This window comes from Actinomyces vulturis, assembly GCF_001687305.1.
GTDB classification, from domain to species: domain Bacteria; phylum Actinomycetota; class Actinomycetes; order Actinomycetales; family Actinomycetaceae; genus Actinomyces; species Actinomyces vulturis.
In genome coordinates this window covers 337,434-359,823 of record NZ_LZRK01000003.1, presented here as the reverse complement: position 1 = coordinate 359,823, position 22,390 = coordinate 337,434, and the positions used below count along the sequence as shown (strand labels likewise).

Annotated in this window: 22 protein-coding genes; 17 read left to right on the top strand and 5 right to left on the bottom strand. The window is 50.5% G+C overall.

Features of this window, described 5'->3' with window-relative positions; all coding sequences use genetic code 11:
- Positions 1–104 precede the first annotated feature (104 nt).
- From eno to A9753_RS06260, 9 genes are all read left to right on the top strand, one after another.
- Positions 105–1,391: a phosphopyruvate hydratase gene (gene eno, locus A9753_RS06300; RefSeq protein ID WP_067781951.1), complete on the top strand. Its 1,287-nt coding sequence runs from the start codon at positions 105–107 to the stop codon at positions 1,389–1,391.
- A 165-nt stretch (positions 1,392–1,556) separates the two neighbouring features.
- Entirely contained in the window at positions 1,557–2,186 is a 630-nt protein-coding gene (locus A9753_RS06295) for an FtsB family cell division protein (RefSeq protein ID WP_176702752.1), read from the top strand.
- A 46-nt stretch (positions 2,187–2,232) separates the two neighbouring features.
- Positions 2,233–2,739 carry a DUF501 domain-containing protein gene (locus A9753_RS06290; RefSeq protein WP_067781946.1) on the top strand — a complete coding sequence of 169 codons (507 nt, stop codon included), beginning with the start codon at positions 2,233–2,235 and terminating at the stop codon, positions 2,737–2,739.
- Between the two features lie 27 nt (positions 2,740–2,766).
- The gene (locus A9753_RS06285; protein WP_067781943.1) at positions 2,767–3,714 is read left to right on the top strand and encodes a Ppx/GppA phosphatase family protein; all 948 of its coding nucleotides are present in this window, start codon (positions 2,767–2,769) and stop codon (positions 3,712–3,714) included.
- Between the two features lie 12 nt (positions 3,715–3,726).
- Positions 3,727–4,491, top strand: a complete 765-nt coding sequence (locus A9753_RS06280) for a type I 3-dehydroquinate dehydratase (RefSeq protein WP_067781940.1) — start codon at positions 3,727–3,729, stop codon at positions 4,489–4,491.
- A 72-nt stretch (positions 4,492–4,563) separates the two neighbouring features.
- Complete coding sequence (locus A9753_RS06275) at positions 4,564–5,436, top strand: nucleotidyltransferase family protein (RefSeq protein ID WP_083090364.1); 873 nt, start codon at positions 4,564–4,566, stop codon at positions 5,434–5,436.
- Positions 5,433–5,714 (top strand): PqqD family protein, encoded by a 282-nt coding sequence (locus A9753_RS06270; RefSeq protein ID WP_083090363.1) that lies wholly within the window; start codon positions 5,433–5,435, stop codon positions 5,712–5,714. Before A9753_RS06275 ends, A9753_RS06270 begins: the two co-directional genes overlap by 4 nt.
- Positions 5,711–6,367 carry an arsenate reductase/protein-tyrosine-phosphatase family protein gene (locus A9753_RS06265; protein ID WP_083090362.1) on the top strand — a complete coding sequence of 219 codons (657 nt, stop codon included), beginning with the start codon at positions 5,711–5,713 and terminating at the stop codon, positions 6,365–6,367. Before A9753_RS06270 ends, A9753_RS06265 begins: the two co-directional genes overlap by 4 nt.
- A 77-nt stretch (positions 6,368–6,444) precedes the next feature.
- Positions 6,445–8,133: a tyrosine-protein kinase domain-containing protein gene (locus tag A9753_RS06260; protein ID WP_141673339.1), complete on the top strand. Its 1,689-nt coding sequence runs from the start codon at positions 6,445–6,447 to the stop codon at positions 8,131–8,133.
- Between the two features lie 83 nt (positions 8,134–8,216).
- On the opposite strand, the gene A9753_RS06255 is transcribed toward A9753_RS06260, so the two are convergent.
- Positions 8,217–9,458 (bottom strand): LCP family protein, encoded by a 1,242-nt coding sequence (locus A9753_RS06255; RefSeq protein WP_083090361.1) that lies wholly within the window; start codon positions 9,456–9,458, stop codon positions 8,217–8,219.
- Between the two features lie 127 nt (positions 9,459–9,585).
- Between A9753_RS06255 and A9753_RS06250 the strand changes: the two genes are divergently transcribed.
- The 4 genes from A9753_RS06250 (at position 9,586) to pth (ending at position 13,327) form a co-directional block, all read left to right on the top strand.
- Complete coding sequence (locus tag A9753_RS06250; RefSeq protein WP_067781928.1) at positions 9,586–10,719, top strand: ATP-binding cassette domain-containing protein; 1,134 nt, start codon at positions 9,586–9,588, stop codon at positions 10,717–10,719.
- Entirely contained in the window at positions 10,709–11,725 is a 1,017-nt protein-coding gene (locus A9753_RS06245; protein WP_067781925.1) for a glycosyltransferase, read from the top strand. The genes A9753_RS06250 and A9753_RS06245 overlap by 11 nt, the downstream gene beginning before the upstream one ends.
- 242 nt (positions 11,726–11,967) lie before the next feature.
- Complete coding sequence (locus A9753_RS06240; protein WP_067781922.1) at positions 11,968–12,591, top strand: 50S ribosomal protein L25/general stress protein Ctc; 624 nt, start codon at positions 11,968–11,970, stop codon at positions 12,589–12,591.
- Positions 12,592–12,730: 139 nt separating this feature from the next.
- Complete coding sequence (gene pth, locus A9753_RS06235; protein WP_067781919.1) at positions 12,731–13,327, top strand: aminoacyl-tRNA hydrolase; 597 nt, start codon at positions 12,731–12,733, stop codon at positions 13,325–13,327.
- A 101-nt stretch (positions 13,328–13,428) separates the two neighbouring features.
- On the opposite strand, the gene A9753_RS06230 is transcribed toward pth, so the two are convergent.
- From A9753_RS06230 to A9753_RS06215, 4 genes are read right to left on the bottom strand one after another with little or no spacing between them, the layout of a single operon-like run.
- A complete protein-coding gene (locus tag A9753_RS06230; protein WP_067781917.1) occupies positions 13,429–14,133 on the bottom strand; it encodes a response regulator in 705 nt (234 codons plus the stop codon).
- A complete protein-coding gene (locus A9753_RS06225; RefSeq protein ID WP_083090360.1) occupies positions 14,115–15,314 on the bottom strand; it encodes a sensor histidine kinase in 1,200 nt (399 codons plus the stop codon). The genes A9753_RS06230 and A9753_RS06225 overlap by 19 nt, the downstream gene beginning before the upstream one ends.
- 43 nt (positions 15,315–15,357) lie before the next feature.
- A complete protein-coding gene (locus tag A9753_RS06220) occupies positions 15,358–16,185 on the bottom strand; it encodes an ABC transporter permease subunit (protein WP_083090359.1) in 828 nt (275 codons plus the stop codon).
- Complete coding sequence (locus A9753_RS06215) at positions 16,182–17,090, bottom strand: ABC transporter ATP-binding protein (protein WP_067781913.1); 909 nt, start codon at positions 17,088–17,090, stop codon at positions 16,182–16,184. Before A9753_RS06215 ends, A9753_RS06220 begins: the two co-directional genes overlap by 4 nt.
- A gap of 265 nt (positions 17,091–17,355) precedes the next feature.
- Here A9753_RS06215 and A9753_RS06210 point away from each other — a divergent pair, with 265 nt between their 5' ends.
- The 4 genes from A9753_RS06210 (at position 17,356) to ilvA (ending at position 22,380) form a co-directional block, all read left to right on the top strand.
- Positions 17,356–18,282 (top strand): Bax inhibitor-1/YccA family protein, encoded by a 927-nt coding sequence (locus A9753_RS06210; RefSeq protein WP_067782351.1) that lies wholly within the window; start codon positions 17,356–17,358, stop codon positions 18,280–18,282.
- A gap of 213 nt (positions 18,283–18,495) precedes the next feature.
- The gene (locus A9753_RS06205; RefSeq protein WP_067781909.1) at positions 18,496–18,903 is read left to right on the top strand and encodes an FKBP-type peptidyl-prolyl cis-trans isomerase; all 408 of its coding nucleotides are present in this window, start codon (positions 18,496–18,498) and stop codon (positions 18,901–18,903) included.
- An 86-nt stretch (positions 18,904–18,989) separates the two neighbouring features.
- Entirely contained in the window at positions 18,990–20,840 is a 1,851-nt protein-coding gene (gene ilvD, locus A9753_RS06200) for a dihydroxy-acid dehydratase (RefSeq protein WP_067782348.1), read from the top strand.
- A gap of 28 nt (positions 20,841–20,868) precedes the next feature.
- A complete protein-coding gene (gene ilvA / locus A9753_RS06195; RefSeq protein WP_067782345.1) occupies positions 20,869–22,380 on the top strand; it encodes a threonine ammonia-lyase, biosynthetic in 1,512 nt (503 codons plus the stop codon).
- Positions 22,381–22,390 lie beyond the last annotated feature (10 nt).

Sequence of the window (22,390 nt, the reverse complement as noted above, 5' to 3'; positions counted from 1 at the left end):
CATGTGCGAACATATCTCGACAAGGACCTTCGCCATTCCCCTGCGCGGCGAAATCGCGTTAGTCTAGACGCGTTAATAGGTCCAACCCATCTTAGGAGTACCAAGTGGCCCTGATTGAAAACGTTCACGCACGCGAGATCCTCGATTCCCGTGGCAACCCCACCCTTGAAGTTGAGATCCTCCTTGAAGACGGCGCATCTGCACGCGCAGCCGTTCCCTCCGGTGCATCCACCGGTGCTTTCGAAGCAGTCGAGTTGCGTGACGGCGACAAGGGCCGTTACCTCGGCAAGGGCGTTGAAAAGGCTGTTGATAACGTTAACGACATCATCGCCCCTGAAATCATCGGTTACGACGCGGCTGACCAGCGCGGTCTTGACCAGTTGATGATTGATCTTGATGGCACCCCCAACAAGGGCAAACTTGGTGCCAACGCCATCCTCGGCGTGTCCCTTGCTGCTGCACAGGCATCCGCAGAATCCGCAGGCCTCGACCTCTACCAGTACATTGGTGGCCCCAACGCACATGTTCTGCCCGTCCCTATGATGAACATCCTTAACGGTGGATCCCACGCAGACTCCAATGTTGACATCCAGGAATTCATGATCGCCCCCATCGGTGCACCCACCTTCCGTGAAGCACTCCGCATGGGCGCAGAGGTCTACCACGCACTCAAGGCAGTGGTGAAGGATCGTGGCCTGTCCACCGGTCTCGGTGACGAAGGCGGCTTTGCTCCCAACCTCGACTCCAACCGTGAAGCACTCGAACTCATCGTTGAAGCCATCGAGAAGGCCGGTTACCAGCCCGGCAAGGATGTCGCTCTCGCCATGGACGTTGCCTCCACCGAGTTCTTCAACGAAGACACCAAGACTTACCTCTTCGAAGGCGAACAGCGCGACAACGACTACATGGTCAACTACTACGAGCAGCTGATCACCGACTTCCCCATCGTCTCCATCGAAGATCCCCTCTCCGAGGATGAATGGGAAGACTGGGCCGCACTGACCGCCAAGATTGGTGATCGCGTCCAGCTCGTTGGTGACGACTTCTTCGTCACCAACCCCGAGCGTCTCGCCAAGGGCATCTCCATGGATGCAGCAAACGCACTGCTCGTGAAGGTCAACCAGATTGGTTCCCTCACCGAGACTCTCGACGCTGTGGAAATGGCACACCGTGCAGGTTTCAAGAGCATGACCTCTCACCGTTCCGGTGAAACCGAGGACGTCACCATCGCTGACCTCGCCGTTGCCACCAACTCCGGTCAGATTAAGACCGGTGCTCCCGCACGTGGCGAGCGCATCAACAAGTACAACCAGTTGCTCCGTATCGAAGAAGCACTGGGTGACGCAGCAGTTTACGCAGGTGCTGGAGCATTCCCCCGCTTCCAGGCCTGAGGTTGAGAGTTCGTCAACTCTGATGAACTAACCTCATTCTTTACGCCAGTGGCTGGGAAACATCGTGTGATGTTTCCCAGCCACTGGCGTTTCAATCTCCGCTAAGGAATGATTCACACTATGAAGCCATGTCGTCCCCAACCCGCCCGGCCGAGAACCGGTTCGGTGACTCACTATGAAAAGCGGCGGGACGGCGTCGAATCCCACGACGAATCGCGAGAGCAAACTCAGGGTGCGCCAAAGAGCAACGGTGGACTGAATCCATCCACGAAAAAGTCTCCGACTAGGACGCAGCCTGTTTTGACCGTCGGCGGCCATGACGGCATGACGGTGCCGTGGACGTCAATCGCTTTAGTCGTTGTTGGACTGTTCGCTATCTATGTCATTTTTCCTTCGTTGCGGTCTTATCTCATCCAGCAGCAGCAATATGACGAAGTAGTTTCTCAGGTTCAGAGCACTAAGGAACTCAACCAGTCATTGGAAAATGAACTCCAGCGGTGGAACGACGATGATTTCGTCCGCTCCCAGGCGCGAGATCGGCTTGGCTACGTGATGCCAGGAGAAACCACTTATATCGTAGTCAATCCCGGTCACATGCATGGAGAGCCTGAGGCGGGATCGGAATTATCACAACAAACTCATGAGCCCTGGTTTGTTCAACTGAACAACACCGTACAGATCGCCGGCCAGATTAGTGATCGACACATTCAGGATCCGGCTCAACGAGGTTGGACAACTCCAACTCCACAGGTTCCGAGTGAATCTCCGAGTCCTGCATCCGAGAATTCTCCCTAAGCGTTGTATAGTGCCGCACTAACACCTAGCATGAAAGAAATTTGATATGGAAACTCTTTCCTCCGTCACCGACGATGACATTGACGCTTTGGAACATCAACTTGGTCGTTTGCCGCGGGGAGTAGTTTCCATTGCCGCACGATGCGTTTGTGGCAAACCAACAGTCGTGCAAACAGCACCACGTCTTCCTGACGGCTCACCGTTCCCAACGATGTACTACTTAACCCATCCCGCGGCGGTTAAAGGATGTTCCACCCTTGAAGCCGAGCACGTCATGGATTTGATGAACGAGGAACTTCGCAACAATGAGGATCTGGCGCAGCGCTATCAACAAGCTCATGAGTACTACATTGAGACTCGTCGAGTTTTAGGTGACGTTCCTGAAATAGATGGTATTTCGGCTGGCGGCATGCCTACTCGGGTGAAATGTCTCCATGCAGTGCTCGGTCATGCTCTCGCTGCAGGGCCTGGAGTTAATCCGATCGGTGACTGGACGCTTGATTTACTGAAGGAACGTGGTTTTTGGAACCACGAGGCCTGTTTCTGTGAGTAATTCCCCTGAGACGATTTGGACTTTGTGATGACGCGTGTGGCAGCAATTGACTGTGGAACAAACACTATTCGCCTTCTTATTACGGATATCGAATTCAATGACGGCATGCTGGTCATGAATGATCTTGTTCGTGAAGGTGCGATGGTTCGCCTTGGTAAAGACGTCGACAAAACGGGCATGCTTGATCCGCAGGCACTGCAACGCACCCTTGATGCTACACAGTATTTTGCTCATTTATGTCGTGAGAACAGCGCAGAGTCTCTTCGTTTTGTTGCAACTTCGGCAACACGTGATGCTTCGAACCGTGATGAGTTCATGAACGGTGTTCAATCCATTCTGGGAGTTGAACCGGAGGTGATCTCTGGTGAAGAAGAAGCTTCACTCTCTTTTTTGGGGGCTCGTATTGGTGCTTCAGTTGAATCCGGAAAACGTCTTATCGTTGACCTCGGTGGAGGTTCTACAGAACTAGTCCTGGGGGAAATGGACGTTGACAGTTCATACTCTATGGACATTGGAAGCGTCCGCATTACCGAACGATACTTTCAGGACGGAGTCACTGAACAGGCAGAAGAACTAGCGCGAATCGACGTACGTCAACATCTTCAGCATGCACAAGAGCGTGTGGATCTTTCGCAGGCGTGTGAACTGATCGGTTTAGCGGGAACTATTACAACCGTGACTGCGCACGCATTGAAATTGGAACATTTTGATCCAGAGAGAATTGATCGTGCGGTGCTCGGGTGTGAACAGCAATTGGCTTCGTGTGATGCGATTGTTCATTCGAAATCTGAAGAACGTGAATCGATGGGATTCCTCGCAGCAGGACGTAGAGATGTGATTGCTGCTGGTGCCTTGATCTGGAGTGAAGTGATTCGAGCTGTTCAACAAGCCACTGCTCAGACCGATCATCCTGTTACTCACACCATGACGAGCCTGCACGATATTCTCGATGGCATCGCTTTGTCTCAAATCTGAGGGAATAATCCAATGTCATCTGTTCAGATTGGGCATTTTCGAGCATCTTCCGAATCGCCGCTGATTGCAGTTCCCATCACCGCTTCATCATTTGATGAGTTACTAGTTCAAGTTGATTTGGCGGTTCAGGCGGGTACTGATGTGGTGGAGGTACGGCTCGACACTCTGCATCCTGATGGAGTACCTTCCTGTGAATTAGTGGAGCAGATTCGCAACACGGTTCGCCAAGTCTACCCTAACCTTCCACTGATTTGGACATACCGGACGGTCCAAGAAGGCGGTCGTGGCATAGTTACTACAATCGACTATTGGCATTACCTGCGTGCTCTTGTTGAGGTTGTTAAAAACGATCAGTTGAGTGTGATTGACTGTGAGTATCGGACTGTTAATGATGCAGATGCTTCGAATAGTTTTTTTGATTCAATAGATGAAGGTGTTATCTCCATTACTTCTTTTCATGACTGGAAGAATGTACCCGATAACGATGAATTGACCACTCTTTTTCGAGATATGCAATCAACAGGTTGTTCAATTATCAAAGTTGCATGCTTCGCCCCCAGCACTACAGAAGCTGATCGCTTCGCTGCATGGGCGCGAGAGGTATCTTGCCAGACTCATCAGGGGCTTATTGCCATTGTCATGGGAGAGGCCGGAGTACCGTATCGGCTCCATCCGGGATGTGCAGGTTCTCTCTTGACCTTCGCCACGGCCTCACTCGATCATCAGGGGTCAGCGCCTGGACAGCGAACCGTCAGCGAAGTACGTGCTGTCCTGTAGTCGTGTCATAGTCATGCCCAGTAAGCGATGTTGTGATGTTTCCTCGGCATCAACACCAGTAGAGTTGTACGTATGAGTGAACAGACGGAACAGATGACCGCGCAGATTCCTGCTGGGGTTCGTGCGCATCTTGCTCATGCTGCACTCCATACACTTGCTGCTGATGAAGGAATTGATCTCCTTCATATCAAAGGGCCAGCAGTTCACGAATCAATAGGACGGCCATTATGGGCATCTACCGATGCGGATGTAATCGTTCGTCCTAAGCAGGTTTCTGCTTTCCTCAATGTATTGACCGAACATGGTTGGCGTCATGTCACAAGTTTCGCTTCTGGTTCTGCTTTCGAACATGCTGCTACATATCATCACGATTCTTGGGGGTATGTTGATGTTCATCGAGTATTTCCGGGACTGACCTCTTCGGATTGGTTTGATTCGTTATGGGCAGACCGTCGTTTCCAGGTGATTGCCGGAATTAACTGCCCTGTTCCGTCATTGTTAGCCCAGCGATTGTTATTGCTACTGCATGTTGCTCGTAATGGACGTGGTGAATCGGATGCTGATTTTTCACGCGCATGGCGCGCGCTTAATGAGCGGGAGCAAATTGATCTGAGGTCGTTGGCGAGCCGTCTTGGTGCCCAGGTTGGGCTTGCTGCTGCACTAGGGGAACTCGACGATTACTATGATGACCCGACACACGATCTTTGGATGGTGTTTTCTCAAGGAAGCGCAAGCCGCCTTGATGAGTGGAAAGCTCGTTTTCATGCCGCACGAGGGCCTGTAGAAAAAACTCGAATTATTGCTAAGAGTCTTTTTGTCAATACGGATCATTTGGCTATGCGTTTAGGAAGGGCACCGACAACAGCAGAAGTTATGAGGGAATTTGTTGGGCGCTATACTGAAGCGGTTCATGAAATATCAACGAAACTATTCAAGAGGTCATGATGTCTTTCGTTGTCAATGAACGTATTGCTTATCTGACATACGGTAAAGGCTTTAATAGGCTTCTGTATCTTGCTTATCTTCCCGATGGTGTTCCTGTTGTTGTGCATGAACCGGGTGTGAGGATTTGGGATTACTTGCTTGAGGGCGCCGCTGTTTCCGAGATTGCTCAACTTTTATCGGAGGACTATGAAATGGCTCCGGGTGAACTGATTGCTGATATTCAGGATTTTGTCGACAATCTGCATTCACAAGGTTTTCTTAGGAAGAGTGTAGAATGAATATGGGCTACTCTTTCGGTGAGATTTCAATTTTTGGTGGTTCCTCAGATCCCCACATATTTCGAACTCCAATATTGCAAAGGCGGCATGGAGGAAATCCCAGGATTCTCTTTGTCTGCACAGCAAACATTTCTCGTAGTTCTTACGCTGAATTAGTTCTTCGACACCGACTTGGTCCTGAAGCGCGTTGGAGTTGTGTGAGCGCAGGGATTCCTGGTATGGATGGTCGTGAGATGGATCCTCTGATGGCTGCTGAAGCAATGAAACGAGGGATTTCATTTGACGAGTGCCGAGAATTTCGTTCATCAACATTAACCCGTAGAGCAATCGAGCGAGCTGCATTTGTTATTACGATGACGGTGGATCATCGCAACAGAATTCTTGATGAATATCCGGAAATGCTGGATAAAGTCTGGACTCTAGATCAATGGGGACGAACAGCACAGGTTTTGCTCACTAATAGAGATCAGACAAATAGTGTAGTGCAAACTACTGCAGATCAGATTTTGCGAGAGTTTTCTGAGAGAAAGTTGCGGCCGACTGAACAGGGTGACATTGTGGATCCCTTTCGGCGCGGTGAGTTTGTAGCAGTATCTGTTGCATCATCGATTGACGCGGTATTGGACACTGTTTACCCTCTGCTCATGCGTTAAGAAGTGTATAACCGGTACCCTTGACCGTATTGAGTGGGTTGCCCGACCTGCTCGTGTGGAAGAAAGATAAAGCCCTCGTGACTATTCAGGATTTCCTGCGGCTAACCCGCGTAAATCTCCTCCTTATCGTTTTTTGCATTGTTTGTGGAGGACTCGCTGGTTTTGGCTACGCCCAAACTCAACCTAAGTTGTATCAGGCTACTAGTGGTGGTCTCGTTGTGGTGACTGGTACTGACCCGTTTTCAGCCAACTCCATTGCCCAGCAAAAGGCGGGGGCATACGCGACCCTTGTTACCTCACGTGCGGTGGCAGACCGAGTCCACGAGGCCGTGGGCGATGGACCTGGAGGATCTTTCGCTGCTTCATCAGAAGGATCCGTCCCCATCATCCACGTGACAGTGACGTCGACCGACCCACAGCGTGCGCGTGAGATGGCTGATGCAGCAATTCCTGCAGTCGCTGCTGAAGCGGCTAATTTGGAGAGTTACAGCGCTCCCGATGCTCCGCCTGTTCCTGAGGTCGCTGTTATTGATCCTGACGCTGACGAGGAAACGAAAGCTGCTGCGCAGCAAGCGGCCCAGGATGCTGCAGCAGCAGCTAGTGCTGCAGTGCAAGAACAGATGGATCGTAGCCAGACAAAGGTTGTTCCTGTTGAGCCTGCGGTTTTGCCTGGAGCCCCAATCTCTCCTGATATTAAAAAGTTAACCATGATGGGGCTTTTTGCGGGTCTCGTTGCTGGTTATTCCATTGCTTTCTTGCGCCGTATTCTCGATAATCGCGTTCGTCACAACTCTGATGTTGAAGAACTTCTTCATACGAGTGTTCTTGCTGTTGTTCCTAAGTCAAGTGAACTCAATGCTAAGGGTCGTAAGAAGGTCGATGGCTTAGGGCAGGCTGCTGAAGCACTTCGACACCTCCGAACGAACCTACGCTTCGTTGACGTTGATAAGCCTCCACGAGCCATTGTGATGACAAGTGCAAATCCTGGCGAGGGTAAGTCAACTGTCTCTGCGGTTCTTGCACAGATGCTGGCGGCTTCTGGCCAACGCACTATTCTCGTTGACGCTGACCTTCGCAAGCCCGTGGTCCATAAGATTTTTGATCTCGATGGTTCACTTGGTCTCACTCAGGTTCTGGCAGGTGATGTGACGATTGATGCTGTTGCTCAAGAGATTGATGGACAACCAAATCTTCGTGTCATTTCTGCAGGCCGTATTCCGCCGAATCCATCGGAACTTCTCGGATCTCAGCGGATGAAGGCTTTGATTGATCGCTTGTCACAAGAAGCGATGGTTATTTTTGATGCGCCACCGCTCCTCCCTGTTACTGACTCAGGGCTGCTTGCTGCTCTTACAGATGGTGCGATTCTTGTGATGGAGACGGGTGGCACGTATAAAGAGCAAGCAAAGTTGTGCGGCAAGGTATTAAAGCAGGTCGATGCACGACTTTTAGGTGTTGTGCTTAACCGTGCATCACGTCGTAATCTCGGTAGCGTGTATTACGGTTACGGTTATGGTAACTATGGTCAGTCCTACTATTACTATGAGGGTAAAAGTAAGAAAATCCTCGGTTTTATTCCTCGGCGCAAAAAACGTCGTAAGTCCGGTATAGAAGCAATGTCTATCTCACAAGAGAAGAAAACAAGTGCTGTTGTTTCTTCCGTTGAGCCGCCTTCCGTGGAAGCCAAGTCTGCTGTGACGTCCCGTCGAGCACTTCGTCAGCAGAGTGCTCAAGAGGTTCCTCCTCCTGCACCGCCTTCTGAATGACAGCACAAATTTCTTCTTAAAGCAGGAGTGCCCCCAGAAACGTTTTCTGGGGGCACTTACTTTTGGTGTGTACGGGGAGGACATTAGTTCACATCGGTGCCGAGGATATTTAATTCATCTCGGTGCTCGTTGACATAAGAAGTTACAGTATCGTGAATAAAAGCATCACTAACCGCGTTTAGTCGGTCATGGTTGAGGATAACGATTGACTGGCCATCCTCAGATGTCCCTGTGCCTTCGATTGGCGCCTGGAAGAAAGTGACGTCCTGTGCGCGGACATTTTGTAATTCACGTCCGAGATCGAACATCGTTGACGTTGTGAAGCCCTCGTCGACGGCAACTGATGATGAAGCAGTTTTGATGAAACTGGTCAGTTTCACAGGGTCAGTAAGAGTATCTTTGTTAATTGCCGCCATAAGAATTGCTCGAATCCAGTTTTGTTGGCGTTTGATTCGATCAAAATCACCGTTCGGGAGGGTATAGCGTTCTCGAGCATAGACAAGGGCTTGCTCGCCAGTGAGTTTGTGAGTGCCAGGCGGCATCATATTCTGTGAATTGGAATGTTGAAGCCCTGTTAAATCTAGAGGTTGGGTTAGTGTGATATCAACGCCTCCCAGCGCGTCGGTCAGTGTCTTAAACGACTCAAAATCTGCGATTGCGAAATGATCGATGTGGATATGGGTAAGATTTTCTACGGTTTGAATCAGTAGCGAAGGGCCACCCCAAGAATAGGCAGCATTGATTTTTGCGAAACTTTCGTGTGGAACAACATTATTTGCCGGAATACTTACCCATGAGTCACGGGGGATGGACATCACATTGACATGATCTCGTTGTCCGTTGATCTGGACGAGCATGATGGTGTCAGTGCGTTGCGCTCCTTCTTGCCACGTACTGGGATCTCCTGCCGAGATACGGGAGTCTGAGCCTAAAACGAGGATGTTGACAGGTTGCCGCGTTGCCGTCGTTGTACCCCGAGGTGCGCGTTCGGGGAGGCCAAGGAACGGATCGGGAATCCTTTCGGTTCCTGATAACAGATGATTGAGATACCAGAGTCCGCCAACCCCAGTTCCCATTACCAAGAGGAGGAGAATAAGGAGAATTGTGAGTGCCTTATGTCGGCGGAACCAATTTTTCTTCTTCGGCCGTCGTTTTTTCAATGAATGGCGTTTTGAAGTGGAAGTGTCGTCTGGCGACGCCGAGGACTCACTACTAAAAATAGGGGCGGATTTATTGAGTGCCTCTTCAAAAGCGTCGATTCCCGTGGATTCCTTGTCTGAGGGAACGGACTCGTTAGGGAAATCGAGTAATTCGTGTGCTGCCATGGATGCTCCGTGTTGGTTGTGAAGGAAGTGAGTGAGGTGGTCACCATTCCCTCGCAACGAAAGTCATATAGAAATCACGGTATCATCACTCTTGTTAACTCTCACTATTACCTACAGAGGCCCCTGAGTGATTCTTCAGATTCTTGGTGCGAATATTGCTGTTGATCTTTCTGATCTCCCCGATTCACTCGCTGCACCTGTGCGTGAGGCTTGGCGTCATTGTACTGTCGATAATTTTGATCATCTTGACCGTGAAATCCGTGTTATTACTCATCCTGACGATAAGCATTCCGATGACGATTTGGTTGTGGGGGAGACCAAGGAGGATATTACCTATCGGGTGTCGCAGCATCTCACTCGATTACTGATTGCTTGGCATGCTGGACGGTCATTGATGTTCCATGCTGCAGGGTTAACATCTCCGGACTCGGGCAAGGTTATTGGTGTGATAGCTCCGTCGGGTACAGGGAAGACGACTTTCTGTGAAATGCTCACTCATGAGTTCGGGTATGTCACTGATGAAACCCTTGTGATTGCTCGTTCTGGCGAGGTTTTTCCTTACCAAAAGCCCCTTTCAATAATTCGCCGTTCGATTGTTGCGTCGAAACAGGATTATTCTCCGCTTGATTTAGGTCTTACTCTTCCGAACGCGGAGAAACTATCTTTGGGGGCGCTTGTATTAGCAGAGCGTAGTCCTAAGGTAGGTAGTGAAGAACTGATACCGATGACCTTGGCTGAAGCGATGGAAGACGTGATAGGCCAAACATCGTCATTATTTAAATTAGAAAACCCTCTGGATTTTTTAGCTTCAGTTCTTGTTCAGGCTGGTGGACCGTGGAAGTTACGTTTTCACGATCAGTCGAAATGCGCAGATCTACTAAAACAACTCGCACATCAGAATGATGTGGGAGTGAGTTATCGCCATATTCCCGGAACTCTTGACGGAACAGCAACGTTAAATCCTCATAATTATGGGCCGATTGCTGAGCACGATCGTTTTGTTCGTGCGCCGTGGACCGATGCAATCGAATCGGAAGGACACGTCATTATTTTGGTTGGGCACCAGCCATTGATCCTTGGAGGGGCGGGGGCGGCTGTTTGGCTGGCATGCGAACATGCCGCGACGATCACTGAATTACATGCTCAAGTTGTGTCAACGTTAGGGGAACATCCTGGATCGTGGCGTCTCGTTGAAGAGGCAATGGGGACGCTTGTATCTCAAGGAGTGTTAATTGAAGTAAGGAATTTAAATGAATGTTGACGTTCTTTATATAAAACCACATGGTTTCGGATGGGAGCCTATCTCTCGACTTGCCGAGAAAATGACTAAGTATTTCTCCGGAAATCTATTTACTCTTTCGGACTCGGGGGTAACAAAAATAGATAAGATTTTTTCTTGCCTTCCGATTAGCAGAGGAGGGGATTTCCTTATTGTACTTAGCCCCATACCCGAACATCTTTTATATGCACGGAGGTTTTTGAGGAGGCAGGGGAATTATAAAACAATTGTTGCTTGGGTGATTGATAGTTGGTGGGATAATCGTATTCCGAAATCATTTAAATACCTTTCGTTTTTTGATCACGTGTATGTGACTGAATTAGAAATGGTGTCAATATGGAGGGCGTTGTTTTCATCTACTGTTTCCTGGCTTCCTTTAGGTTCCGACGTCTTATCTGAAGTCTTGGGGATGAATTCAAAGAAAACGATCGATCTTCAGCGGATCGGACGTCAGCCCGTATTGTGGGATGATGATGTGTCTCTTGAATTAGTTGCTAAAAGAATTGGTTTAACATTCCGTGGGCGGCCACCATTTTCCGATAATTCGCAAAAAAGTATTGAAAATGTATTGATGGCTAATAGAGAAGCAAAGAGAGTTTTAGCGTTCTCGAATTTGATGTCGCCGGCTAATTATACGCATCCAAATCGTGAGTATGTGACGTCGCGCTGGCTTGATGCTCTTGCTTGTGGGGCGAAGGTTGTTGGTGTTAGGCCGCGAGAAGAAGGTAGTGATGATCTTCTTTGGGATGGTGCAACGTTAGATATTCCCGTCGATGATGTTGAGCGAGGTCTTCAGATGATTAAGGAAGATATTTCTCGGGAGGAGCCAGGGGCTGCGAGAGAGCGTCAGTTGGAGGCCCTCAAGCGTTTCGATTGGGCGTGGCGTTTTAAGCAAATTGCTGATGATTTTCATCTCGACGTTCCTCTGGTTGATAGTCGTATCGATCGTATTAATGGAATTCTTTCTGGCGAAGATAGTGTTTTGTAGATTAACAGCGCTCCTATCGCGACATCGCTCTTCTTCAATGTGACAGAAATCTGGTTTTTTCTCGCTTCTCGGGTTTCTTGGATGGACAAAGCGTTGATAAACTTCCTGGGTACCTCGGCGAGGGAAGCGTTTGACGACGAACTTCCGTGATCGACGTGGTGGTGCCTAAGGCGCTCTTCCACCGTTGTTACTCGCCTGCAAACCACCACCTCAGCCCATGGGCTGAACGAGGAGAAAATCTCATGGCAAACAAGGCCATTGTCCTGTCCGCACAGGAACGTAAGAACTTCGGTAAGGGTGCATCTCGCCAGGCACGTCGCGATGGACTCGTTCCCGGTGTCGTATACGGCCACGGCGCTGACCCTCTCCACATCCTGCTCCCTGCACACGAGACTGCTCTCGCTCTGCGTGGCAACGACAACGCCCTCATTAAACTCGATGTTGATGGTGAAGAGTACCTCGTGCTTTCCAAGGCTGTTCAGCGCCACCCTATTCGTCCCGGCGTGCAGCATGTTGACTTTGTGCTCGTGAACCGCAACGAAAAGGTTGAGGTTGAGATCGCCGTTACCACCGTCGGTGAAGTTATTGCTGGTGCTTCCGCCATGATTGAGGCCACCACCATCCTCGCCTCCGCTCCCGCTATCTCCATCCCCGAGAATATTGAGGTTGATGTCACCGGTATTGAGGCTGGCAGCGCTATTCGCGTTGAGGAACTCACCTTCCCTGAGGGCGTCGAGGCTATTGTTGACGGTGAAACTGTTGTAGTTAACATCGTTGATGAAAGCGCGATGATCACTGCTGAAGATCTCGAGTCCGATGCTGAAGTCGAATCTGAAGAAGCAAGCGAAGAAGAATCTGCTGAGTGAGTTTTTAACTGACATTTCGTTAGTTGCTGACTAACACAGTGTCCAATGTGTGGGGCGTGTGTGCGAGGAAACGCACACACGCCCCACACATTGACTAGGTATTGTCGATAGGGTTGCCAATGAGAACAAGGAGAAAGCAATGAGCGATTTGTGGGTTGTTGTTGGCTTGGGAAACCCCGACCTGAAGTACCAAAAGGACCGGCACAACGTTGGACAAATGGTTCTTAACCTTATTGCTGAACAGCAACAGGCGAAGTTCACCTCTCACCGCGCACGTGCTCAGGTTCTTGATACCCGTTTGGGGGTGATACCTGGTGGTGCGCCTGGACCGCGTGTGATTTTGGCAAAGTCTCAAACCTATATGAATACCTCAGGTGGGCCGGTACGGGCATTGCTCGACTACTACAACGTCGCCCCGGATCATCTGCTTGTTCTTCATGACGATATGGATCTTCCTGAACACGCGCTACGTCTGAAAAATAGCGGGGGAGAAGGAGGCCATAATGGTCTGAAATCGATCTCTTCTCATTTGGGAACCCGCGATTATGGACGTCTTCGTATTGGAGTGGGTCGCCCTCCGGGACGGATGGATCCTGCAGACTATGTGTTGTCCCCATTCCCCAAAAATCAGACTGACGAGTGGGCAGTGACTATCGGGCAGGCAGTAGATGTCATTCAAGACGTCGTGATCAGGGGTTTTACTGCAGCGCAGATGGATCTTCATTCACGAAACTGATTGATAGGTCCTTTTCTGCAACACTTGGCAGTAGGGATAGATGAGACGGCAGGATAGTGTGATTAAGTGCTGCTTTGTCAGTACAAGGTCAGAACTCAGAATCAGGCTCCGCCATGTGAATGTGGCCGAATGAGACCAGATTCGTAGGCGTAGACCACAGCCTGAACCCGGTCGCGAACACCAAGTTTCGTTAGAACATTGCCTACGTGAGTCTTGACGGTCGTTGCCGACACATACAGTTGCTCAGCAATCTCCGCATTCGACAATCCTTGAGCGATGAGCATGAGGATTTCCTGTTCCCGTGGAGTTAATCCATCGAGAATTTCTGAGTTTCCATCGGAGGTGTCGATATTCTCTTCTTCTTCAGGAAGGCGCGAGGCGAACATGTCGAGCATCCGCTTAGTGACGCGAGGTGACACCACAGCTTCGCCACTGGCGATGGTACGGATGGCCTCGACTAACTCCTCCGGACGCGTGTCCTTCAAAAGAAATCCTGAGGCTCCAGCCTTCAATCCAGCAAAGGCGTATTCGTCCAAATCAAAGGTGGTGAGGATGAGAATGCGTGTGTCAGGGATTGCCTCAACGATCTGTCGTGTTGCTTCAATTCCATCCATGGACGGCATGCGTACATCCATCAAAATCACATCAGGTTTGAGTGCCCGGGCTTGGGTGACTGCTGCATGGCCATCTTGAGCTTCGCCGACGACTTCTATGTCTGGTTGAGCGTTAAGCACCATAGAGAATCCCATACGCATGAGTGCCTGGTCGTCAGCTAACAGGATACGAATCATGTGGGCATTGTCCATGCGACGTTTCCTTCCTGGTATTCATGCCATTTGAGGATTGCAGTGACTTGCCAACCGCGAGCTGTTGGACCAGCCGTGACAGAACCACCATAGACGGCAGCGCGTTCACGCATACCGGACAAACCCTTGCCGCTGCCTTTGACGAGCAAGTCAGTAGACTCCGGAGAGTCATTAGCGACGCGAATCTCTACCATACCGGTATAGCGTTCAACAGTAATCGCAACACGAGGTGATCGGGCGGCGTAACGAAGAATATTGGTGAGTGCCTCTTGAATGATTCGGTAAACGGTCATGTGCAGATTGGGATCAGGAGGGAGAGGGCTTCCATGCCAGGTGAAGGACATAGGCATTCCCGCTGACTTAAAACGATTGATGAGGTCTTCGAGTTCATTCATCTGCGGGGCGGGGGAGCGATCTGCCGCTGTTAGTTTGGCTGAGGTACCCTCATGGTGATTAGCGAGCGATGGTAACTCATCATCATCGGAGAGTTGTTCATCACGTAGCACCCCAACGAGCCAGCGGGTATCCTTTAATGCCTGCCGCCCCGTATCTCCCAGTAAGGCCAGTGCTTTTTTCGCTTCTTCGGGATTAGTCTCGACGACGGCGCTCGCCCCGTCTGCCATGGTGACCATGACTGCTAATGAGTGTGCCACGACGTCGTGCATCTCACGGGCAATTCGGTTCCGTTCCCGTGCACGCGTCAAATTCGCCAAATTCTCTTGGGCGAGGGCATAACGATGCACTTCACGTTGAGAGGATGACGCCCTCAACTGATAGCGGCGAAGAGACAGAGCAACGAGCAGTGCGATAGTGAAGAGAATAAAAATGAGTAATCGCCCTGCTGTAGCGTCAGCGAACGGCCAGGTTGCGAAGAGCGAATGTGGGGGCACACAAGTGATAGAAATGCTGACGATCCATAGAGAAATACTGATTTTCCATGAGAGGGAGAAACTCAGAATCGCCAAGGTAAGGGCGCTAATGACTATGAGGCCATGGAAAAGCAATGTGGCTGCTAGATAGGCAGACGGCTGAAGAGAAACTGATATTTGAGCGGAAAAAGAGAGATATTCCCATGCTCCGAGAGCAGTAAGCGCTGCGAACCAGCAGAGAAAAACTAGTGACACACGCACAGATGGACGCCACGAACTATTGAGTTTCGCGGCGTCCATCGGAGTATCCATGCTCACATTGTCACATGGATACGGGTGGAGAGGGGTGTGCTTCTCAGGCGTCACGGCGGGAGAAGAGCACCCAGGCAACTGCCAGAGGAATGATGATCCATGCGGCACACACCATTAATGCTTGGGAATGGGTGAGGACCATCGAGAGACCTTCTTGCCCTTTCTCATTCCATGATGGCAGTACCGCGAATGGATCAGCAAGGGCAGAGGAGACTGAATCAGGAAGGAATGAAAAGGCTTTTTCAATCCATTTCCATTTCATAGCAGCTAGTAAGAGAGGAATCTTAATGACAAACATCAAGATCGTGATGATAGTGATTGCAGCAGCGGTTGATCGCGTTAAAAGACCAAAAGCAAATCCCATCAAGGCGATCATCACGAAAGCTAGACCGCTACCCCAGATGAAAGCAAGATATTCGTGGCGAGTGAGATCAACTGCTTGATCCCCCATGAAACTCAGAGATATTAACCAAGCAATCAGAATGCTGAAAGCGCCGGTAAGCCACGAGGCGGCAGCAAGTACGCAGATCTTAGCAATGATGAGACGTGAACGATTCGGAACGGCAACGAGTGATGAACGAATCTGTCCGGATGAGTATTCAGAGGTAATCATCAAAGCAGCCAGGACGGCTATGACAATTTCACCGAATGGCACTCCCTGAATAAAAGCTTGATTAGCGCTGGGCTGATCTAGAGAATGCATAGCGTAGGATGCGATAACACCAAAAGCGATAGTCAGCGAGACAGTAATCGCCAATGTGATCCATGTAGAGCGAAGGGTCCACAGTTTGATCCACTCACTATGAACAACTCGCCATAAGGTTTGACGAGGAGCAGGCTGTGTGACATGAGAATGAGTTGTCTGGCTCATTGAGCACCTCCGCGGTATTCCACAGAATCGTTGGTGAGTTGCATGTATGCCTCTTCCAAACTTGCCTGAAGAGGAGTGAGTTCATGGATCACAAGGTGATGCTGAGCGGCGATTTCACCAATGTGTTGGTTCGTGAGGTCTTGGACAGTCACAGACGAGTCAGTGTTCTCAAGAATACGGGCACCAGCAGTCTCCAGTAATGGAAGGAGCCGATCCATCATGGGGGAGACAATGTGGACGCGTTGGGTGGTGCTCATTCGAATGACATCATCGACTGAGCCTTGAGCAATTAAGCGTCCCTGCCCAATCACCAGTAGGTGGTCTGCTGTTTGAGCCATTTCGCTCATGAGATGAGACGAGATAAATACTGTTTTTCCGGATGCCGCTAAGCCCTTGCACATGTCGCGGACCCAGCGCACGCCTTCGGGGTCAAGGCCGTTGACGGGTTCGTCAAACAACAGGACTTGAGGGTCTCCGAGTAGCGCTGCAGCGATTCCTAAACGTTGGGTCATTCCCAAAGAAAAGGACTTCACGTTCTTCTTTGCTACGGCGGTGAGGCCAGTCAGTTCCAAAACCTCATCAACACGTTTGCGGGGAATTGAGTGTGTCGCAGCCAACTGCTTGAGATGATTGCGTGCGTTTCGGCCACCATGCATTCCCCTGGCATCAAGGAGAGCGCCCACCGTAGTCATGGGGGATGAGAGGGAAGAGTATTCTCTGCCGCAGACGGTCACTGTGCCACTCGTAGGGCGGTCAAGGCCAAGGATCATCCTCATCGTTGTGGTCTTGCCTGCGCCATTAGGGCCGAGGAACCCGGTGACGGTGCCCGGCTCCACGGTGAACGAGAGATGATCGACCGCTGTCGTCTTCCCATACCGTTTTGTTAAGTCATGTGCCTCAATCATGAGGCCCTCCTTATGGTTACGAACACTGTCGTCATATCCGCCATTGCTGATGACTATGGTAGATACGGTGAGAGCCTATGACAGGCGAAAACTTTCCGTATCAGGCTCGATGATGATTCATAATAGTTCGTTCTCATCCTTTCGGATGAGAACGGCGCGGACCTGTGGCTTAGAGGAGAGAGAAGGGGCCCTCCTCCCCTTGGGTTTTCTTCGGAATCATGGCACAGTTAACAGCAGGATATTTTCCTCTATGAAGGGCTCAGACATGTCTAACCCATTTTTTACGAATAATCCCGCGTTTAAGGAAAGCAAGGGAGGCATAGCCACTGCTACTCCTGCGGTCTACCCCATTATGCCCGGCTACCAGCCTGGTACCTATGGTCAGCCCCTCCAGGGAATTGGTCAGGTTTCTCCGGGATATGGAAGTGTCCCAGCGCAAGATATGACGCAACTTGAGCGGCAGTACGCTGCGCCGTCTGCCACCAATGTGGACCGTGAGCGAATGACGTACGACGACGTGGTCATACGCACCAGTTTTATCTTTGCCATCATTGTAGGATCCGGTGCTTTGTCATGGATGCTATCCGTCAATCAGGCAACGTTGAACATTGGAATGGTTCTCACGTTTATTGGTGTATTGGGTGGGCTTGTCTTTGGCCTCATCAACAGTTTTAAACGGGAACCTAGCGTTGCACTGATCGTTCTTTATGGGGTCTTTGAGGGGCTTGCCCTTGGCGGAATCTCAGGCATCTTTGAAATGCAAACGGCGGGTATCGTTCTTCAGGCTGTTCTCGCTACCTTCGCAACCTTTGCTGTGATGTTGGGCTTGTATAGTTTTGCCGGATTCCGCGTGAGCGGAAAAGTAGCTAAGGTTCTGTTCATTGCTATGGGTGGATACCTGTTGTTCAGTCTTGTGAACTTGGCCTTGATGGTGACAGGTGTGGTGAATGATCCGTGGGGCCTGCGTGGATCTGTTGAGGTGATGGGAATTCCGCTCGGTGTCATTCTTGGTGTTGTTGTGGTGGTGATGGCTGCTCTTAGCCTTGTCCTTGACTTCCAGTCCATCGACAATGGTGTGAAGAATGGTCTGCCCCGGAAATACGCATGGAGTTGCGCATTTGGCCTTGTCGTTACCATCGTGTGGCTCTATCTCGAATTTTTGCGTCTTTTGGCCATTCTTAACCGTAAGTAAAGAGATTTCTCGCGGCTGATTTTTCTGTAGCAGGAGGGGGCTTACTCGTTGAGTTCCCTCCTGCTTTTGCCGTTATTTTGCGACCTCATGTGACTAGAAGGAGGACAGGATCTCTGATTTGATGAGGCATCGTGGGTGTGACGGTGGTGTATTTGAGAAAGTTAATCGTTCAAATGATTCGCACCGCATCACTAACTGGAATAGGCTCATGGCATGATCGAAATGAACATGCCCTCTGTCTCCGGTTCTCAGGGAACAAAGCCGGTTCTCTCTTTCCCCGGCACTGAAGCCCCTGAAGGACTCCAGATTCAGGTCCTTGATGAAGGCAACGGTCAGGTTGTTGAAGCAGGCGACACTATCGTGTGCCACTACCTTGGACAGTCATGGGACGGTGACGTCTTTGACAACTCTTACGATCGTGGCCAGCCTCTGAGTTTCCAGATCGGTGTAGGAATGGTGATCCGCGGCTGGGATGATGGTCTGGTTGGTCAGCGTGTCGGGTCACGTGTCCTCCTTTCCATCCCTTCCGAGCTGGGATACGGCGACCGAGGTGTTCCACAGGCAGGAATTAAGGGTGGAGATACCCTCGTGTTTGTTACCGAGATTCTCGGTGTGATGTAACATCCTCGAATACCTACTCATTGATGCACCCGCTTATCATTGACGATAAGCGGGTGCATCACACTGTGGAGAAAGAATTTAACCTCATGCCTCAACTTCGAAGTGCCACATCAACCATGGGTCGAAACATGGCCGGAGCGCGTGCTCTCTGGCGTGCAACGGGCGTGAAAGATGAAGACTTTGGCAAACCAATTATTGCCATCGCTAACTCTTTCACCCAATTCGTCCCTGGGCATGTGGGCTTACGTGATGTGGGAGCGCTCGTGGCTCGTCATGTTGAACAAGCAGGTGGCATCGCCAAAGAGTTCAACACCATTGCTGTCGATGACGGAATCGCCATGGGGCACGATGGCATGCTCTATTCCTTACCTAGCCGTGAACTCATCGCCGATAGTGTCGAATATATGGTGAACGCTCACTGTGCCGATGCACTAGTGTGCATCTCTAACTGCGACAAAATCACGCCCGGCATGCTGATGGCAGCAATGCGTCTCAATATTCCCACCATTTTTGTGTCGGGTGGTCCCATGGAAGCCGGAAAGGCCGTGACCACCAACGGAACTGTAAAACTTGATCTGGTAGACGCCATGATGCAAGCAGGAGACTCTACCGTCTCCGATGCTGATATTGATGCTATTGAGCGCGCCGCATGTCCCACCTGCGGTTCATGTTCCGGAATGTTCACTGCAAACTCAATGAATTGCCTGACTGAAGCCATGGGCCTTTCCCTGCCGATGAATGGATCCCTTCTTGCTACACACAGTCAACGCAAGAAACTCTTTGAACGTGCTGGCGAACTCATTGTTGAGATGGCCAACCGTTATTACCGCGACGAAGACGACTCCGTTCTTCCTCGCTCTATTGCCACCAAGGATGCCTTTAATAATGCGATGAGCCTCGACATTGCTATGGGCGGTTCAACCAATACGGTTCTTCATCTCTTGGCAACTGCACACGAGGCTGAAGTCGATTTTCACATGGCTGATATTGATCGCCTCTCACGTCAGGTGCCGCACCTGTGCAAAGTGGCTCCGTCAACGGCTAAATACCACATGGAAGATGTTCATCGTGCCGGTGGAATCATGGGAATTCTTGGTGAATTGCGTCGTGCAGGCCTCCTGAATACTTCGACTTGCACGGTTTTGGGTAAACCATTGGGTGAGGTTCTTGATCTCTATGACGTTGCCGGTGAAACCACCGTGAGCAACGAGGTCAAGACAGGTTACTTATCAGCTCCTGGTGGTGTACGTACGACCACAATGTTCAGTCAGTCTGCCACGTACACGGAACTTGATACTGACCGAGAGAATGGTTGCATCCGTTCTCTCGATCATGCGTACTCTTCAGATGGGGGACTTGCTGTCCTTTTCGGTAATCTCGCACAGCGTGGATGCATTGTGAAAACCGCCGGTGTGGATGAATCGATTCTTACGTTTAGCGGTCCTGCTCGAGTATTTGAAAGTCAAGATGCCGCTGTCCAAGGAATTCTTGATGGCAGCGTAAAGTCAGGTGACGTTGTTGTTATTAGCCATGAGGGGCCACGCGGTGGGCCGGGAATGCAAGAGATGTTGTATCCCACCACCTACCTTAAATCGATGCACCTGGGGAAAGAGTGTGCTCTCCTTACCGATGGACGATTCTCAGGTGGGACATCGGGCTTGAGCATTGGGCACGTGTCCCCGGAAGCCGCCTCAGGTGGTCTCATCGGTCTTGTTCGTACCGGCGACATGATTGATATTGACATTCCTCAGCGCACTATTGAGGTGAGACTAAGTGATGAGGAGATTATGCGGCGTCGAGAAGAGGAAGAGTCTCGCGGTCCTGCTGCGTGGACGCCACACGATGAGCGGCCCCGCCGCATTACCAAAGCTTTGCGCGCTTATGCGCTGCATGCCACTAGCGCCGATCTAGGTGCTGTTCGTGAATTAGATGTATGAGGCGTTAGCAGTGGAAATTGAACAGTACATGACGCATCAGGATTATTTGACGTCAATTCTCAAAGCCCCCGTGTACGAGGTGTGTGAGCACACGCCCCTGGAACTGATGGAGGGATTGACTGAGCGCTTGGGCAATACTGTGTTGATCAAGCGTGAAGATCGTCAGCCCGTGCATTCGTTTAAATTACGTGGTGCCTACAGCAAGATGGCGTCATTGAGCAACGATGAGCGCGCTCACGGCGTGGTGACGGCATCAGCTGGAAACCATGCTCAAGGCGTGGCTTTTTCTGGAAAAAAACTTGGTATACGTTCGGTCATTGTTATGCCGGTACCGACCGCAGAAATAAAAGTAACAGCTGTTCGGTCAATGGGCGGCGAAGTCATCCTTTTCGGGCAAAACTTCGATGAAGCTAAGGCCCATGCTGAGCAATTGGCACAAGAACAAGGATTGACCTATATTCCCCCCTTCGATGATCCAATGGTTATCGCCGGTCAGGGCACTATTGGACTTGAAATGATCCAGCAAGACGCCGGACTGGATGCGGTGTTCGTTCCCGTTGGTGGGGGAGGACTTGCCTCTGGTATCGCGGTGCTGATGAAACAACTGATGCCCTCCGTCAAGGTAGTTGCTGTTGAACCTGAGGAAGCTGCGTGTTTGCGTGCTGCATTTGAGACGGGTGTACCAGTTACCTTAGAACGAGTTGGTCAATTCGCTGAAGGTGTTGCTGTCAAACGTATAGGAGAAGAGCCCTTTAGACTGCTGCGGGATGTGGTCGATGACATTGTCACTGTTGGGTCTGATGAGATTAGTGCTGCAGTAAAAGACATTTTTGATGATACTCGTGCTGTGGCTGAACCTGCCGGCGCTGTGGGACTGGCTGGCTTGAAAAAGTATTGTCGTGAACAAGGCGTGGTTGGCAAGCGGATGGCAACTGTTTTAAGTGGTGCTAATGTCAATTTCCATACGCTTCGCTACATTTCTGAACGAGCAGAACTTGGTGAACGCCGTGAAACTCTGCTTGCCGTCCGTATTCCTGAACGTCAAGGGGAGTTTCTTCGCTTCTGCCAAGTGATCGGGGAGCGAGCGGTGACTGAATTTGATTATCGCGTCTCAAATCCTCAATGGGCATCAATTTTAGTTGGGATTAGCCTGCGCGAAGGTGAAGCGGAACGTGTGGAACTCATTAAAAGATTAGAACAGTTCGGCTATGAGGTAAGCGATCTCACCGACGATGAGATTGCAAAACTTCATGTGCGCTATATGGTTGGGGGAGTTAGCCCAACTGGACTTGATGAGTCTGTGTACTCTTTTGAATTCCCCGAATACCCTGGTGCCCTTCTGAAATTCTTGAGCAAACTCGGTACTCAATGGAGCATTACCCTGTTCCATTACCGTTCTCACGGTACTGATTATGGTCGTGTACTGGCCGGATTTGAGGACGTTCGTGACGATACGCTGTTCGTAACCCATCTGGATGAGTTGGACTATTCCTACCGGGAAGTGACCTCATCGGCCGCTTACACATATTTTTTAGCATAAAACAAGTAAT